Origin of the sequence: Bacillus sonorensis NBRC 101234 = KCTC 13918 (genome assembly GCF_001592005.1) — a bacterium.
Taxonomy (GTDB): Bacteria; Bacillota; Bacilli; order Bacillales; family Bacillaceae; genus Bacillus; species Bacillus sonorensis.
Genome location: NZ_BCVZ01000001.1, coordinates 155,502 through 172,503, shown reverse-complemented (window position 1 = coordinate 172,503; position 17,002 = coordinate 155,502). Strand labels below are relative to the sequence as shown.

At 46.4% G+C, this 17,002-nt stretch carries 17 protein-coding genes; 15 read left to right on the top strand and 2 right to left on the bottom strand.

Annotated elements, in window-relative coordinates; all coding sequences use genetic code 11:
- Positions 1 to 128: 128 nt before the first annotated feature.
- From BTR1S_RS00805 to BTR1S_RS00735, 15 genes are all read left to right on the top strand, one after another.
- Positions 129 to 512, top strand: coding sequence for an ATP synthase subunit I (locus tag BTR1S_RS00805; RefSeq protein ID WP_006639414.1), 384 nt, complete (start codon positions 129 to 131; stop codon positions 510 to 512).
- Positions 513 to 519: 7 nt separating this feature from the next.
- Positions 520 to 1,254, top strand: a complete 735-nt coding sequence (gene atpB, locus BTR1S_RS00800; RefSeq protein ID WP_006639413.1) for a F0F1 ATP synthase subunit A — start codon at positions 520 to 522, stop codon at positions 1,252 to 1,254.
- A 50-nt stretch (positions 1,255 to 1,304) separates the two neighbouring features.
- Complete coding sequence (gene atpE, locus BTR1S_RS00795) at positions 1,305 to 1,517, top strand: F0F1 ATP synthase subunit C (protein ID WP_006639412.1); 213 nt, start codon at positions 1,305 to 1,307, stop codon at positions 1,515 to 1,517.
- 184 nt (positions 1,518 to 1,701) lie between these two features.
- Positions 1,702 to 2,199, top strand: a complete 498-nt coding sequence (gene atpF, locus BTR1S_RS00790) for a F0F1 ATP synthase subunit B (protein ID WP_173400974.1) — start codon at positions 1,702 to 1,704, stop codon at positions 2,197 to 2,199.
- On the top strand, positions 2,196 to 2,750 hold the full coding sequence (locus BTR1S_RS00785) for a F0F1 ATP synthase subunit delta (protein ID WP_006639410.1): 555 nt from the start codon (positions 2,196 to 2,198) through the stop codon (positions 2,748 to 2,750). The genes atpF and BTR1S_RS00785 overlap by 4 nt, the downstream gene beginning before the upstream one ends.
- 7 nt (positions 2,751 to 2,757) lie before the next feature.
- On the top strand, positions 2,758 to 4,266 hold the full coding sequence (gene atpA / locus BTR1S_RS00780) for a F0F1 ATP synthase subunit alpha (RefSeq protein ID WP_006639409.1): 1,509 nt from the start codon (positions 2,758 to 2,760) through the stop codon (positions 4,264 to 4,266).
- A gap of 88 nt (positions 4,267 to 4,354) precedes the next feature.
- Positions 4,355 to 5,209 carry an ATP synthase F1 subunit gamma gene (gene atpG, locus BTR1S_RS00775; RefSeq protein WP_006639408.1) on the top strand — a complete coding sequence of 285 codons (855 nt, stop codon included), beginning with the start codon at positions 4,355 to 4,357 and terminating at the stop codon, positions 5,207 to 5,209.
- A 25-nt stretch (positions 5,210 to 5,234) separates the two neighbouring features.
- Positions 5,235 to 6,656 carry a F0F1 ATP synthase subunit beta gene (gene atpD, locus BTR1S_RS00770; RefSeq protein ID WP_006639407.1) on the top strand — a complete coding sequence of 474 codons (1,422 nt, stop codon included), beginning with the start codon at positions 5,235 to 5,237 and terminating at the stop codon, positions 6,654 to 6,656.
- Between the two features lie 23 nt (positions 6,657 to 6,679).
- The gene (locus BTR1S_RS00765) at positions 6,680 to 7,075 is read left to right on the top strand and encodes a F0F1 ATP synthase subunit epsilon (RefSeq protein ID WP_006639406.1); all 396 of its coding nucleotides are present in this window, start codon (positions 6,680 to 6,682) and stop codon (positions 7,073 to 7,075) included.
- 398 nt (positions 7,076 to 7,473) lie between these two features.
- On the top strand, positions 7,474 to 7,707 hold the full coding sequence (locus tag BTR1S_RS00760; RefSeq protein WP_006639405.1) for a DUF1146 family protein: 234 nt from the start codon (positions 7,474 to 7,476) through the stop codon (positions 7,705 to 7,707).
- A 146-nt stretch (positions 7,708 to 7,853) separates the two neighbouring features.
- Complete coding sequence (locus tag BTR1S_RS00755) at positions 7,854 to 8,594, top strand: YwmB family TATA-box binding protein (RefSeq protein WP_006639404.1); 741 nt, start codon at positions 7,854 to 7,856, stop codon at positions 8,592 to 8,594.
- 32 nt (positions 8,595 to 8,626) lie between these two features.
- Complete coding sequence (gene murA / locus BTR1S_RS00750) at positions 8,627 to 9,934, top strand: UDP-N-acetylglucosamine 1-carboxyvinyltransferase (protein ID WP_029419636.1); 1,308 nt, start codon at positions 8,627 to 8,629, stop codon at positions 9,932 to 9,934.
- A 207-nt stretch (positions 9,935 to 10,141) separates the two neighbouring features.
- Positions 10,142 to 11,158 (top strand): stage II sporulation protein D, encoded by a 1,017-nt coding sequence (gene spoIID / locus BTR1S_RS00745; protein ID WP_029419635.1) that lies wholly within the window; start codon positions 10,142 to 10,144, stop codon positions 11,156 to 11,158.
- 290 nt (positions 11,159 to 11,448) lie between these two features.
- The gene (locus BTR1S_RS00740; RefSeq protein ID WP_006639401.1) at positions 11,449 to 12,141 is read left to right on the top strand and encodes a VWA domain-containing protein; all 693 of its coding nucleotides are present in this window, start codon (positions 11,449 to 11,451) and stop codon (positions 12,139 to 12,141) included.
- Between the two features lie 354 nt (positions 12,142 to 12,495).
- Positions 12,496 to 13,173: a VWA domain-containing protein gene (locus BTR1S_RS00735; RefSeq protein WP_006639400.1), complete on the top strand. Its 678-nt coding sequence runs from the start codon at positions 12,496 to 12,498 to the stop codon at positions 13,171 to 13,173.
- 56 nt (positions 13,174 to 13,229) lie between these two features.
- Here the strand turns inward: BTR1S_RS00735 and BTR1S_RS00730 are convergent, their stop codons facing one another.
- Both BTR1S_RS00730 and BTR1S_RS00725 read right to left on the bottom strand, forming a co-directional pair.
- Entirely contained in the window at positions 13,230 to 15,581 is a 2,352-nt protein-coding gene (locus BTR1S_RS00730; protein WP_029419634.1) for an FdhF/YdeP family oxidoreductase, read from the bottom strand.
- A gap of 44 nt (positions 15,582 to 15,625) precedes the next feature.
- Positions 15,626 to 16,888 carry an L-lactate MFS transporter gene (locus BTR1S_RS00725; protein ID WP_029419633.1) on the bottom strand — a complete coding sequence of 421 codons (1,263 nt, stop codon included), beginning with the start codon at positions 16,886 to 16,888 and terminating at the stop codon, positions 15,626 to 15,628.
- Between the last annotated feature and the right edge of the window lie 114 nt (positions 16,889 to 17,002).

Sequence of the window (17,002 nt, the reverse complement as noted above, 5' to 3'; positions counted from 1 at the left end):
CACCACCTGGAATTTTCAGGGTGTGTGAAGTCTTGAACAGAACCCTTTGTTCTGTAAAATGGTCAACCGCCTAGTTTACCGTAATCGTAAGATAGATTTTAAAAAATATTTCATCAGGAGCGTATTTGATGACCGATGCGAGTCTTTCATTCCGTAGGCAACAAAAATATATTTTATATATTTTGGCAGTCTGCGTGTTAGGCTATGGGTTTTTGCCCTATCAGGCGATTTTTTTAGGCCTGATTACAGGCACTGTTTTCAGTTATTTAAATCTCTGGCTGCTGACAAAAAGAATGCAGGCCTTTGATAAAGCAGTGGCTAAAGGGAAAACGATCCGTTCTCTCGGGACTGCCTCCAGAATGTGCAATGCCATCTTAGCGGCGGCCCTTGCTTTTAAATATCCTGAGTATATTCATTTGGCAGGCGTCATTGTGGGGTTGATGACGATATATCCTGTCATTATGATAGATTCCTTTATCCAGCTAAAACGTTCATCAATGGAAGAGAGGTGAAAACCCTTTGAATCACGAAACAAGAATTGTTAATTTTTTAGGCCTTAACTTTGATTTAGCAAGCATTCTAATGATCACTGTGACATGTATCATCGTCTTTTTGATCGCTGTGCTGACCACAAGAACTCTTGCGATCCGCCCGACAAAAGCACAGAATTTCATGGAGTGGATTGTCGATTTTGTTCGCAATATTATCGGCAGCACAATGGATCTTAAAATCGGCAGAGACTTTCTCGCACTTGGCGTTACGCTCTTGATGTACATATTTGTTGCAAATATGCTCGGCCTGCCGTTTTCTATCACAGTCGGCCACGAATTATGGTGGAAATCGCCGACAGCCGATCCGGCGGTTACATTAACCCTTGCCGTGATGGTTATGGCACTGACTCATTATTATGGTGTGAAAAGAAAAGGGTTAAAGGATTACGCCTTGGATTTCGTCAGACCGATTCCATATCTGGTGCCGCTGAAAATTATAGAAGAATTCGCGAACACATTAACATTGGGATTGCGTCTCTACGGTAATATTTTTGCCGGCGAAATTCTGCTCGGCCTGCTTGCCGGCATGGCAACCAATTTCTATTCCCAAAACATTTTCTTGGGATTTGTGGGAACCATAGGCGCGGTTGTGCCGATGATCGCATGGCAGGCATTCAGTTTATTCGTAGGTACAATCCAGGCCTTCATTTTCACGATGTTAACAATGGTTTACATGTCTCACAAAGTTAGTCATGAACATTAATAAAAAAAGACATATCCGAAAAGGATAACATTTAAAGGAGGAACTTTTTCATGAGTTTAATAGCAGCTGCAATCGCAATTGGATTAGGTGCACTTGGTGCAGGTATTGGTAACGGATTGATCGTATCCCGTACGGTGGAAGGCATCGCCCGCCAGCCTGAAGCTGGTAAAGAATTAAGAACGCTTATGTTCATCGGGGTTGCATTGGTTGAGGCCCTTCCGATTATCGCGGTCGTTATTGCATTCCTAGCATTCTTCCGCTAAAACCCTATATAACACTAGTAAATGGCGAAGATCACTGCAAGAGGCCTTCGCCATTGCTTTATGGTTGCTTGAACTGTCCGACCCGCAGGAGCCCGCTTTGATGAAGAGGGGATGTTCTGACGGTTTCGAGAGATAATCTGCAAGAAGGGAGTTGCCGAATTCGATGTCTTTTATACCACATGTTATGGGAGCAGGAGTTGGGCTTAACGCCGGAACGATGTTGTTCCAGCTTGTTGCCATGTTGATTTTATTAGCGCTCTTGAAGAAATACGCTTTAGGACCGCTATTAAATATAATGAAAGAACGTGAAGATCACATCACAGGCGAAATCACGTCTGCCGAGAAAAAGCATGAAGAAGCGAGAAAGCTGATTGAAGAGCAGCAGGCGCTTTTGAAGGAAGCACGCGAAGAATCCCACTCGCTCATTGAAAATGCGAAAAAACTGGGAGAGCAGCAAAAAGAAGAAATCATCAAGGCTGCACGCCAGGAAGCAGAGCGCATGAAAGAATCTGCGAGAAGCGAAATTATAAAGGAAAGAGACCAGGCTGTCAGCGCATTGCGTGAACAAGTGGCTTCACTTTCTGTCATGATTGCTTCGAAAGTGATTGAAAAAGAGCTGGACGAACAAGCCCAGGAAAAATTAATCCAAGATTACCTTAAAGAAGTAGGAGAAAGCCGATGAGTCAATCAGCCGTCTCCAAACGCTATGCAGCCGCTCTTTTCGAAATCGCGCTTGAGTCCAAGCTGGTCAACGAAATAGAAGAAGAGCTGACCGTAATCAAACAGCTGTTTGCCGAGCATAAAAAACTGAATGCCGTGCTCAGTCATCCAAAAGTGCCGTCGGAAAAGAAAAAGCAGATCATCAAGGATTCGTTCGGATCTGCCTCAACCGCAGTCTTGCACACGCTGTATCTTTTGATTGACCGCAGCCGCATATCGATTGTGCCAGAGCTTGCTGACGAATATGTCAAAATGGCGAACAGGCACCGTCAGACAGAAGATGCGATTGTATATTCTGTGAAACCGCTCAGTGAAACAGAGATTTTTTCTTTTTCCAAAGTGTTTGCAAAAAAAGCCGGTGCTGCTTCATTACGCGTGAGAAACGAAGTGGATCCGGGTCTGATAGGCGGAGTGAAAATCCGCATTGGAAACCGCATCTATGACGGCAGTGTAAGCGGAAAGCTTGCCCGCATAGAGCGTCAATTAGCAGGTGAAAATCGAAAGAAGGGGTGAAACCTAAGTGAGCATCAAAGCTGAAGAAATTAGCACTCTTATCAAACAGCAAATTGAAAACTATCAGTCTGAAATAGAAGTTCACGACGTAGGTACGGTTATTCAGGTTGGTGACGGTATCGCGCGCGTACACGGCCTTGATAACTGTATGGCTGGTGAGCTTGTCGAATTTTCAAACGGTGTTCTGGGCCTTGCCCAAAACCTTGAAGAATCAAACGTAGGTATCGTTATTTTAGGACCTTACAAAGAAATCCGCGAAGGCGATGAAGTGAAAAGAACGGGCCGGATTATGGAAGTTCCGGTCGGTGAAGAGCTGCTTGGACGCGTTGTCAATCCGCTCGGCCAGCCGGTAGACGGACTCGGTCCGATTTTAACAAGCAAAACCCGTCCGATCGAAAGTCCTGCGCCAGGGGTTATGGATCGTAAATCCGTCCATGAGCCGCTTCAAACAGGAATTAAGCCAATCGATGCCCTCATTCCGATCGGCCGCGGTCAGCGTGAGCTGATTATCGGAGACCGTCAAACGGGAAAAACATCGATTGCAATCGATACGATTTTGAATCAAAAAGATCAGGACATGATTTGTATCTATGTAGCGATCGGTCAGAAAGAATCGACAGTCCGCGGCGTTGTTGAAACGCTTCGTAAATACGGTGCTCTAGATTACACGATCGTTGTGACGGCTTCGGCTTCACAGCCTGCTCCTTTACTGTATCTTGCGCCATACGCAGGGGTTACAATGGGAGAAGAATTCATGTATAACGGCAAGCACGTTTTGGTTGTGTATGATGACCTTTCAAAACAGGCTACCGCATACCGTGAACTGTCCTTGCTTCTTCGCCGTCCTCCGGGCCGTGAAGCATTCCCTGGAGATGTATTCTATCTTCACTCCCGTTTGCTTGAGCGCGCCGCAAAACTGAGCGATGCGAAAGGCGGAGGTTCTTTAACGGCGCTGCCATTCGTTGAAACGCAAGCCGGTGATATTTCCGCGTACATTCCGACAAACGTAATCTCGATTACAGACGGACAAATCTTCCTGCAGTCTGATTTGTTCTTCTCAGGTGTACGCCCGGCAGTCAACCCGGGACTTTCAGTATCCCGTGTAGGGGGATCTGCGCAGATCAAAGCGATGAAGAAAGTTTCCGGTACGCTTCGGCTTGACTTGGCATCATATCGTGAGCTTGAAGCATTCGCACAGTTTGGATCGGATTTGGATCAGGCGACACAGGCGAAGCTGAACCGCGGGGCCCGTACAGTTGAAGTGCTTAAACAGGATCTTCACAAACCGCTCCGGGTTGAAAAACAGGTGGCGATTCTTTATGCCCTGACAAGAGGCTTCCTTGATGATATTCCTGTTGAGGACATCAGACGCTTTGAAGAAGAGCTATTTATGTACCTTGACCAAAATCATAAAGACCTGCTCGATTCCATCGCGCAGACAGGAAACCTTCCTGCAGACGAGGACATGAAGGCTGCAATCGAAGGCTTTAAACGCACGTTCGCGCCAAGCAACTAAACAATAAAAAGTGAGAAAAAGGCTATCTTTTTCTCTCTTTTTCACGTCAATGCGAAGGAATTTGAAAACAAAAAGGTGGTGAAACCTTTTGGCCTCATTACGGGATATTAAATCCAGAATTGCTTCAAATAAAAAAATGAGTCAAATTACGAAAGCCCAGGAAATGGTTTCTGCTTCAAAGCTGAACAGGGCTGAAAACAAAGCGAAATCATTTGTTCCTTATATGGAAAAAATGCAGGAAGTCGTTGCCGATATAGCGATCGGATACACAGGCGGACACCCGATGATGTCAAGCCGCCCAGTGAAGCGGACCGGATACCTTGTCATCACAGCTGACCGCGGCTTGGCGGGGGCGTTTAACGCAAACGTGCTCCGCAAGGCGTATCAAAGGATTCAGGAACGCCATCAATCCAAAGATGAGTATGCGGTCATCGCGGTCGGAAGAATGGGGCGCGATTTCTTTAAAAAGCGCGGAATTCCTGTCATTTCTGAAATGACGGGGATCAGGGACGAAGTGACGTTTTCAGAAATCAAAGATTTGGCGAACAGCACGGTGCAAATGTATATTGACGAAACCTTTGATGAACTGTATCTGTTCTACAACCATTTTGTCAGCGCGATTTCCCAGGAGGTAACGGAGAAAAAGCTGCTGCCTTTGACAGATATTGCGCCTAACAAGAAAAAGACGTCATTTGAGTTTGAACCGGATGAAGAAGAGATTCTGGAAGTGCTCCTTCCCCAGTATGCGGAAAGTTTGATTTTTGGCGCGCTTCTTGACAGCAAAGCGAGCGAACATGCTGCGAGAATGACGGCGATGAGAAATGCGACAGACAATGCAAAAGAGATTATCGCCGACCTTGAACTGTCATACAACCGTGCCCGTCAGGCATCGATCACGCAGGAAATTACGGAAATTGTCGGCGGTGCAGCTGCCTTAGAATAGAAAAAGTTTGTCAGGAGGGATAGAGATGAAAAAAGGACGCGTTAGCCAGGTATTGGGACCGGTCGTTGATGTTCGTTTTGAAGACGGTCACTTACCTGAAATTTATAATGCGATTAAAATTTCACACAAAGCGCAAAACGAAAACGAAGTAGACGTTGAACTGACGCTTGAAGTAGCGCTGCATCTTGGCGATGATACAGTTCGTGCGATTGCGATGGCATCTACGGACGGCGTAACGCGCGGAATGGAAGCCGTCGATCTGGGAGAGCCGATCGCCGTTCCTGTAGGAAGCGCGACGCTTGGACGCGTATTCAACGTACTTGGAGAGAAGATCGATCTGGATGAGCCGCTCGCGGCTGATACTCCGAAAGACCCGATCCACAGAGAGGCTCCAAAGTTTGACCAGCTGTCAACAGAGGTCGAAATTTTAGAGACGGGAATCAAAGTCGTTGACTTGCTTGCTCCATATATTAAAGGCGGAAAGATCGGTCTGTTTGGGGGAGCTGGAGTTGGTAAAACCGTTTTGATTCAGGAGCTTATCAACAACATCGCCCAAGAGCACGGCGGTATTTCCGTTTTTGCGGGCGTTGGAGAGCGTACGCGTGAAGGTAACGACCTTTACTATGAAATGAAAGATTCCGGTGTTATCGGTAAAACGGCAATGGTTTTCGGCCAGATGAACGAGCCGCCTGGCGCGCGGATGCGTGTTGCACTGACAGGACTCACTATGGCTGAGCATTTCCGTGATAAAGAAGGCCAGGACGTATTGTTCTTTATCGATAATATCTTCCGGTTCACACAAGCCGGATCTGAGGTATCAGCCCTCCTTGGCCGCATGCCTTCAGCGGTTGGTTATCAGCCGACGCTTGCGACCGAAATGGGTCAGCTTCAGGAACGGATCACATCAACGAATGTCGGATCTGTTACGTCGATTCAGGCGATCTACGTCCCTGCGGATGACTACACTGACCCGGCGCCGGCTACGACGTTTGCTCACTTGGATGCGACGACGAACCTTGAGCGTAAGCTGTCGGAAATGGGGATTTATCCTGCGGTTGACCCGCTGGCTTCGACTTCCCGGGCGCTTGCTCCTGAAATTGTCGGAGAGGAACATTATAATGTCGCCCGTCAAGTTCAGCAGATTCTGCAGCGCTATAAAGAGCTTCAGGATATCATTGCGATGCTCGGAATGGATGAGCTTTCTGACGAGGATAAGCTTGTCGTTAGCCGTGCGCGCCGCGTACAATTCTTCTTATCGCAGAACTTCCACGTAGCTGAACAGTTTACAGGACAAAAGGGTTCTTACGTGCCTGTTAAAGAAACGGTAAGAGGCTTTAAAGAAATCCTTGAAGGCAAGTATGACCACCTGCCTGAGGATGCTTTCCGTCTTGTCGGCCGCATTGAAGAAGTAGTCGAAAAAGCGAAAGAAATGGGTGTAGAAGTCTAAACTGGTCCTAGGAGGGTAAAAGCATGAAGACCTTAAAAGTCAATATCGTTACTCCCGACGGCCCAGTATACGATGCGGATATAGAAATGGTAAGCGTTCGAGCAGAGAGCGGTGAGCTGGGGATTTTGCCCGGTCATATTCCGACGGTTGCTCCGCTAAAAATTGCTGCAGTCCGTCTGAAAAAAGACGGTCAAACTGAGCTGGTTGCCGTCAGCGGGGGAATAGTGGAAGTGCGCCCTGACCATGTCACCATTCTGGCACAGACGGCTGAAACATCTGAAGAAATTGATAAAGAACGCGCCTTGGCCGCAAAACGGCGAGCAGAGGAGCGTTTGCAAAAACAATCTCCAGATATTGACATCGTTCGGGCAGAACTTGCTTTAAAACGCGCGATTAACCGACTGGAAATTGCGAAATAAAGAAAATGATCCTTCCCATTTTCGATGGGAAGGATTTTTTATATTTGCGATTCCACAAGCAAGTGAAATGTTAAAAAAAGTTCACAAATTGTTCACCTTTTTTATTTGAATCTATCTATAATCAAAATAGTAAGCTATTTTCTCTTCCATTTCTGGAGAGCAATTCTGCTTTTCGCCTTATCTTAACAATCTCAGAAACATTCCGCAGCAACTCTTCAAGAACAGGGTGCCACCCCGTTTATGGAAAAAAGTTCTTAGCGTATTTGTATTAACACCAAACATTGAAACTGCTAAAATTATTTAAAAAGATCAACGTTTATCCTTATTCTGCATCAGAAGAGAAACCAGGTGTGCCGGCAGGGTCAGGCCGGATATAACGTAAGGAGGCGTCATCGAAAATGGAAGAGATCGGACAACAGGCTGCTGTCAGTATTTTGGTTCATCTTTTTTTTATTGCACTGACGTGGTGGGCTCTTCTGGCGGTCAACATTGACCCGCTTATCAGAAAAGGAAAAATCCTTCAGGCGAGACTATTGATGATTTTCATCACGATCGCCATCGGCTCCACGGTCAGCAACTTTTTCCTGGATTATCTTTATTACTCCAAACAGCTTCAAAATTTGTTTTCCTGATTAAGTTCATCCTTTTTCGGGAATTGAAAAATGTGGGATGAAACCGCGGTCAGGCTTTCCGCAAACTTGCGGTACTGACCTTGTTTTTCCACGTATGCTTTTCCTGCGATCCGTCAAAAATGGAAAGTAGGAGAGGATGGTGCGTGATGAAGAAAAAACAAACGGTTAATGCCCTCATTTTTATTGTGATGTTATTTTTGGCAATTCATGTATTTAAAACGCTTGATGCTGCAGGCAACACACCGATGCAACAGCTGGCCGAAGGTTTGACCCGCCATGATGTCGAGCTTGAAGAGTGGACGCTGCATACAAAGAAACAGTTTTCGCTTTCTGAAAGTGAATTTTTTGAAAAAATGAAACATTTAAAGAGCCAATATCGACAGTATGAGTGGGCTTTCTCACGGAAAGATGGTACAGTAAAAGCAACAGGAATCTATGCTGACCAAAAAAATCAAATCAGCAAAAAAATCCATTTGGTAGCTACCCTCACAAAACAGAGACCAGTATCGTATTTATTATATGAGCAAAAAGGCGCGGGACCACGGGAAAACTGGAATCATACATATAAGCAGTTTGAACGGGATGCATTCGACATAATGCGAGAAAAGACCGCAGTTTTTACTTGTCTAAAGGGCCATCTAAATGGTAAGATGGATGTTGTTTTGCAAAAAAAAGCGAACGACCTAGTGAAGGAATTTCACGCTAGGTCCGTTGAGAATGTAATGGAACCAAATTTCGTTTCTGTTTCTGCCTTTACTAACGAGTGGAAAGAATCCATTAAAACAGAAAAACATCAAATGAATTTGCAAGTCTCGCTTAGAAACGCGGGAATGGGCGAAAAACTTACCGTTACGGTTGGAACACCAATCGTCACGACTGAATATTAATATAGAGAAATTGGGACGCGGAGGGGAATACCTTGGAAAAAATCATCGTCCGCGGCGGTCGAAAGTTAAACGGCACAGTCAAAGTTGAAGGAGCAAAAAATGCCGTTTTACCTGTTATCGCTGCATCTTTATTAGCCAGTGAAGAAAAAAGCGTAATATGTGATGTGCCTACGCTCTCCGATGTATATACGATTAACGAAGTGTTACGTCATTTAGGCGCAAATGTCCATTTTGAGAATAATACAGTAACGGTTGATGCATCTCGCACTTTGTCAACTGAGGCTCCGTTTGAATATGTTCGAAAAATGCGTGCATCTGTATTGGTGATGGGCCCGCTTCTTGCTCGCACAGGCCACTCGAGAGTGGCATTGCCTGGAGGATGCGCGATCGGATCAAGACCGATTGACCAGCATTTAAAAGGCTTTGAAGCAATGGGCGCTAAGATTAAAGTCGGAAACGGCTTTATCGAAGCAACTGTAGAAGGCCGCCTTCAAGGGGCGAAAATTTATCTTGATTTCCCTAGTGTCGGAGCGACTGAAAACCTGATCATGGCTGCCGCTTTAGCCGAGGGTACGACGACTCTTGAAAACGTCGCGAAAGAGCCTGAAATCGTTGATTTGGCTAACTACATTAATGCAATGGGCGGAAAAATCCGAGGCGCCGGTACAGGCACCATTAAAATTGAAGGTGTTAAAACGCTCCATGGCGCTAAGCATACCATCATCCCTGACCGGATCGAAGCGGGAACTTTCATGGTGGCCGCAGCGATCACTCAAGGGAATGTTCTTGTGCAGGGGGCTGTTCCTGAGCATTTAACATCTTTAATTGCGAAAATGGAAGAAATGGGCGTTCAAATTATAGAAGAAGCTGACGGTCTTCGCATTATCGGTCCTGCTGAATTAAAGCCGATCGATTTGAAAACAATGCCTCATCCAGGTTTCCCGACTGATATGCAGTCACAGATGATGGCTCTTTTAATGCGCGCAAACGGCACCAGCATGATTACGGAAACCGTGTTCGAAAACCGCTTTATGCATGCCGAAGAATTCCGCCGGATGAACGGGGATATTAAAATTGAAGGACGTTCTGTCATCATTAACGGCCCTGTACAGCTTCAAGGCGCAGAAGTAGCCGCAACTGACCTGCGTGCAGGTGCTGCTCTTGTTCTGGCTGGTCTTGTTGCTGACGGCCATACACGTGTTACAGAATTAAAGCACTTAGACCGCGGGTATGTTAACTTCCATCAAAAACTCGCGGGTCTTGGCGCCGATATTGAGCGCGTAAATGATGAAGAGGTTCATCTTGAAAATAAAGAAGTTGTGACAGATTTAAATGCTTAAACCCACATGAATCAGTATGCCGGCCAGGCATACTGATTTTTTATTTTCAATATTGTTCAAGCATTCTATATCAGTATGTCTCGTATATCTATCATTATGCACCGGCATTACGATTTCAATACGTGCCGAAAGCCAAAAAGTACAGGCATATTAGCTTGTCCCCGCCCATAAAATGAGAGAGACAAAACAGAAATGGGGGCCGCTAATTTGAAACAGCTATTTATTGTACTAGCAGGAATATGCATGCTGATTTTACTCGTACCAACACTGCTTGTTCTTCCTTTTCACGGGGATACCGGGATGCCAAAAACAAACAAACACACTGAACAAAAGGAGGAAAAAGAGCCGGTGACATTAAAAAAGTCTCCCGTTTCGATTCCGGTCTACAGAACGGCTGACCGAAAAGTAGAAGACATTCCCCTTGAAGAGTATGTCATCGGGGTTGTCGCCTCTGAAATGCCGGCTGATTTTGAAATGGAAGCTTTAAAGGCACAAGCCCTTGCAGCACGCACTTACATCGTGAGACAAATGGTATCTGATCAGGCCGTACAGTCGCCCAAAGGGTCGCTTGTCGATGATACGCAAATGTTCCAGGTGTATAAAAGCAATTCAGAGCTTCGCCGAATTTGGAAGGATGATTATGATTGGAAAATAAAGAAGGTGACACAGGCTGTAGCCGGTACTCAGGGAAAAATTTTAACCTATGATCATAAGCCGATTGATGCTTCGTTCTTTTCTACGAGCAACGGCTATACGGAAAATGCAGGAGCTTACTGGACGAGTGATATTCCATATCTTAAAAGCGTAAAAAGCGCATGGGACAAAAAGTCGCCCAAATTTTTAAATCACAAAACATTTACAGTTGCTGAATTTGAGAAAAAGCTCGGTGTAACGCTTGATGACTCAAACAATATCGGGAAGATAACCGGGCGAACACCCGGAAAGCGCGTGGCAGCGGCTGTCATCAACGGAAAGAAGCTTGATGGAAGGGATATTCGCGAAAAACTCGGGCTGAAATCGGCGGATTTTGATTGGAAGCGCAAAGGCAATCAAATCATCATAACGACGAGGGGTTACGGCCACGGCGTGGGAATGAGTCAATATGGGGCCCATTATATGGCGCAAGACGGAAAAAAGGCAGAGGACATCGTCAAATATTATTACAAAGGAACGGCCATTTCCAAAGCCGATCAATTTTTAAATAAATATATGGCGAAAAAATAAACATGATAAGGTATGTCAAATGTGTCATTGCCAGGATCCTCATCCACCCAAAAGTATTATACAAAAATTACAAAAATAATGTGTCAGAGGACTTGCCTTATAGCGTCCAAAGACCGTTAATTGACTGAACACCGGCAGCGAACCGGGTGTTAATGACCAATTAAAGCGCTTGATTTATGCGAAAGTAAATAACGGTGAAAAGGAGGCATGTCCTATTTATTTCTCCCTGGTGTTCTTCTACGATAATGATGTATCGAACGACTCTTAAAAATGAAAGGAGAACAGGGAGAATGAAGAAGACACTCACAGCGGGTATTCTGGCGGCCTTAGTTTTAAGTTTGGGATCGCCTGCATTTGCGGCGGAAAAAAAGCAGGAGGCAACTGTACCGGCAGATGCGCCTAACGTTGCGATTATGCTTGACGCGAGCGGAAGCATGGCCAGAAAAATCGACGGGGTATCAAAATACGAACTTGCCAAAAAAGAAGCTTTCAACTTTGGCTCAGAGCTTGAGAATACAAACGTACTCATGCGTGTTTTCGGTTCAGAGGGTAACAATAAAAATTCCGGAAAGATTCAATCTTGTAATGCCATTAGAGGCGTCTACGGATTCCAAACATATGATGAACAAAGCTTCAGAAATTCATTGAATGGAATCAAACCGACAGGCTGGACACCGATTGCAAACGCTCTTCAAGATGCAAAAAACGCATTTGATCAGCTTGACAACAATGGGAAAAATGTTGTTTATCTGCTTACAGATGGAGAGGAAACGTGCGGCGGAAATCCTGTCAAAGTAGCGACAGAATTGCGCAAATCCGACCGTGAAACAGTCGTCAATGTCATTGGCTTTGATTTCGGCGAAGGATATCATGGTCAGCTGACAAGCATCGCAAAAGCTGGCGGCGGTGAGTACTTCCAAGCTAAAACCCAAAAAGACATTAAACGAATCTTTACTCAAGAAGCAGCCAAGCTTACAAAGTAACAATGAAAGAGGCCGAGGAAAGTCCCCGGCCTTTTTGTTTGCCGGAAGATATGTTTCAGTTTACAAATATTAAGTTCTTGTGTCAGAGCATTCAGTCGCACTGTATCCTTTGGCGGGGTTATTGTCCGTGCCTTCGCCATTATTGGGAAGATTATGACCTTTTAGCATACTTTTTTGATAGGACTTAAGTGAAAATGCCGCTTATGAAGAGCAATGCTCATGAAAAATAGGCGATTTTAAAAAGGAGATACGGCCTATTTATTTCCGGCAGGCCTTCTTTTACGATGTTTGTGGACTTGTTCTATAACGAACAATCCGATCATCATAACAAACACGGAAAGGAATGTGAGAAGGATGAAAAAGGGTTTTGCATTATTGTCCACGTTCACGATGCTTTTGTCTTTGGCGCCGGCAGCTTTTGCGGCTGAAGACGCCGGCAAAGAAGATGTCAATGTTGCGGTTGTGCTGGATGCAAGCGGAAGCATGGCGCAAAAAATCGATGGGGAAAAGAAATTCGACATTGCCAAAGAGTCAGTTAACGATTTTGCTGACCTGCTTTCAAGTAATGCAAATGTCATGCTGAATGTGTTCGGACATAAAGGAAACAATAAATTATCAGGAAAAGCGGAATCATGCGGTACAACGGAAACGGTTTATGATCTGCAGCCGTTCTCTACAGGCGCATTTCAAGCTTCTTTGAGCGGAATCAAGCCTACAGGCTGGTCTCCGATTGCCAAATCACTTTACGATGTGAAAGATCAACTGTCTGATAAGGACGGCAAAAATTACGTCTATATCGTGACTGACGGTGAGGAAACGTGCGGGGGAGACCCTGTTCAGGCAGCGAAAGACCTTCGCCAATCCAACATTAAAACGATCATCAATATCGTTGGTTTAGACGTGAAAACGACTAAAGAAAAAGCCAAACTTCAAAAAGTGGCGAAAGCCGGAGGCGGCCAACTGATTGAGGCTGATACACCATCAGAATTTAAAGAAGTATGGAAAGAAGAAGGCGTAAAACTGTCTAAGTAAATCCATGCGGAAGAGGGGCGGCATTTGAAGCCGTCCCGTTTTCATGCGTCCATTGTTTACTCCGTTGTCATCTCGAGTTCTTCAATCCGTTTTTCAACGTAGCGCTGATCTTTTCTGGAGTGAAACGTCTCCGCCTTTTCGATGATGGCCTCTGTGTTGTATTCGGGAATTTTTGCATGGCTTTCATACACGCCTTGAGGGATCAGCACATTTCCCTCAGGCCAATAGACCGCGGCATTTCCCCGTTTCACATCTGCATATTTGGCGCGCCCCTGAAACGTTCCAAACCGGTTGAACAAAACGATCGCTTCTCCATTTTTAATATAAAGCTCTTCAGCATCTTTCCGGTTGATCATGATATCATAGCGTTCCGCGTTATTAAACGGATCCTTATCGCTGTAAATCATGGAGTTGAACTGTTTTCCGCGCCTTGTCGTTACAAGGAAGCGCCCTTCCGTCCGTCTGTTTTCGGGAAGATCGGCAGGAATCAGGTTTCCGCGGCCGTCTGCCGTCGGAAAAACGCCGCCTTCGCAAAGCCAGGCCCCTCCCCATTGAAAGACATCTCCACGGTTTTTTAGATGCTGAATGCCGTCATAGTTCCGGTTGGCTTCGGCGATTTCTTTGCGGATCTCCGCCGCGCTTGAAAAATGGATTCGTTCTTTGTCTTCCGGCCGGACGCGTTTGGCGAGATCGACATATATATCCCACTCCGGGCGGGCTTCTCCGATCCGCGGCCCTTTAATTTCAGGACTGAAGTAGACCATCCGCTCTGTGCTCGTCGAAGTGCCGCCGCCGGGCTGTTCATACCTCGTCATCGCCGGCAGGGCAATGACTTCTTCTTTTGCATCGAGAAGTGTTGATGTGTTGAACATAATATCCTGGTGAACCCTGAGTTCGATTTCGGACAGCGCCTTCTCGATAAAAGCAGGATTCGGCATCGTTTCGAGAAAGTTGCCGCCGCTTGTGTAAAATGCTTTGACTTTTTTCGGATGGCCATCGGGAAGGAGCATGTTTTCAATGGTCTGGCCGATTGTATCCCCCTGCCATCTCGGAATCTCAAAGCCCCAAATCTTCTCGATCCGCGCCGCATGTTCCTCATCAAAATCACCGCCGGGCAATGCGAAGGGGTCCGCTCCCATTTCTCCTGAGCCCTGAACGCCGCTGTGGCCCCTGATCGGCATGACACCGCAATGTTTTCTTCCGATAAAGCCCTGAAGGAGGGCGAGATTGGCAACCTGTGAAATATTGTCGGTCGCAAAACGGTGCTGTGTAAGCCCCATGCTCCAGACAAAAACGCCGGTTTTCGCGTTTGCCAGCAATAAAGCGAATTCTTTCATGCTCTCTTTTGATAAACCGGAGGACGCCTCAAGCGCCTCCCATGTCTGTTTTGAAATATGCCGCTTCAGCTCAGTGAAGCCGTTTGTGTTTGCTTCAATAAAGGATCGGTCCAGCGCCGAACCGGGCGTCTGCTCCTCCATGTCAAACCAGTGCTTTATCACCCCGTTCATAAATGCGATGTCCCCGCCGATATTGACCTGATACACATCATCAACGATCTTTGTGCCGAATAGGGCGCTATCTGGTATTGAGGGAATCCAGTAGTTTTCCATGGCGGGCTCTCGATAAGGATTGATCATGATGATTTTTGTTCCCGCTTTTTTTGCGGCATACATATATTTGGTGGATACAGGCTGATTATTGGCGGCGACAGACCCCCAGAACACGAGGACGTCCGTGCCGATCCAATCTTGGTAACTGCAGCTGGAAGCGCCGATTCCAAGAGACCTTTTTAAAGCTGTTTTGCTTGGCGAATGGCAGATCCGGGATGCATTGTCGATGTTGTTTGTGCCGAGAAACCGGGCCGCCTTAGCGGCAGTATAATACACTTCATTCGTAATACCGCGGGCGGTCAAATAAAAGGCGAGCTGTCTTTTATCGATCGATTTGATTTTTTTCGCAATCCGATTAAGCGCTTCATCCCACGATATTCTCGTAAATGAGGCTTCTCCTTTTCTTCGTGATAATGGATAAGGGATGCGGCCCAATGTTCGAAGTTCGCTGCTGTCAAGGCGCCTTAGTTTTTGAATGTCGGCAAACAGCCATTGATCTTCAATCGCCGGCATTGTGTTTAATCGCAGAACATTCAGCCGGGTCGTGCATAAATGAGGGCCTGTCAGCGTCTGATCGCGCAAGCCTGAGACGCCGAGGGCACAGCCGTCGCAAACGCCTTGGGTTAAAATTCTGTAGGCGTACGGAAGGCTGTCTTTATTATCCCAGGCGGCCTTCAGCGTATCTCTGATATGCTTTGGTTTTACCTTGCCGAGGCCCATCGGCGCCAGGGAGGCCCAGAGCTTCGGCGCCGGTTTTTTGTCTAATTTAATCGGTCCTCCATGCTTTGTTTTTCCCATTTTCTCCACTCCTTTTCAGCAGAAAAAATATTGCCTTCCGGTTTTCATCCTTTTATTGAATGGGACAAGAGAATGTCCGCTTTTTTTCTCAATTGCTTCATATCGGCCCTCATGAAACCCGATAGGAGCAGGCCGATTCCGAACAGTCCGGCGAAAACCGTCAGACTCTGACCGTAGCCTCCTGTCACATCACGAATCCATGAAGAAAACATCGGTCCGGCGAGTCCGGCCGCTGCCCAGGCGGTTAATATGTAGCCGTGGATCGCACCGAGCTCCCTTGTTCCGAACAAATCGCCGATATAGGCCGGGATTGTGGCAAATCCTCCTCCATAACATGTATAGATCAGCGCCATAAAAATAGAAAACATAATGTGATCTCTCATAAACGGCAAAAGCGGAAAAGCGATGAGCTGTACGGCAAAAAAGATGGTATACGTATTCGGGCGCCCGATATAATCTGATACCGAAGCCCAGCCGATGCGTCCGAAGCCGTTAAATGCGCCTAAAACGCCGACAAGAACGGCTGCGCCGGCGGCTGACATCCCTGCGCTTTCCTGCGCAAGCGGGGAAGCAATCGAGATGATCGCGATTCCGCATGTGACATTGATAAAGAGCATCAGCCACAGGTAGTAAAATCGTTTTGTTTTCACCGCCTCATTTGCCGTCAGCTGGGATAAATCAGAGTTCTGCATTCTTCGGGTTTTTTCAGGAGAAAGTCTTTTTGGCTGCCAGCCTTTTTCGGGCGGAGACAAATAAAGGGAAGAGCACATCATGATCAAAAAATAGCAGATGCCGAGGATAAAGAAGGTATTGGCGATGCCGGCGGCGTTGATGAGCAACTGCATAACCGGACCGCTGATCAAGGCTGCAAAACCAAATCCCATAATGGCAAGCCCCGTGGCCAGGCCGCGGCGGTCGGGAAACCATTTGACGAGCGAGGAAACAGGCGTGATATAGCCGACACCAAGACCGATGCCGCCAAAAACACCGTAAAACAAATAAAGCAATGGAAGCGAGCCGAGCTGGACCGCAGCTCCCGAAAACGTCACACCGACTCCAAAAAAACAAGCGGCAAGCATTCCGGCTTTTCTCGGTCCATGTTTTTCTACGAAATGCCCCAAAAAAGCGGCTGACAATCCAAGACATAAAATCGCGATGCTGAACGTCAGGCTGATTTGGCTCAGGCTCCAGCCGAATTTGTCGGCAAGCGGATTTGTAAAGACGCTCCATGCGTATACCGAACCGATTGACAAATGAATGCCGACGGCACATAAAGCAATAAGCCATCTGTTTTTCGCTTTTTTCATGTTTCATCCTCCTAAGGAAGTGAAAGACCGCTGCAAGAGGGGGACGGAGGGAATTGGTGCGGATAATAATGATAGCGCTTTCAAAAATAGTATCATATTTTCCGGCTATCAACA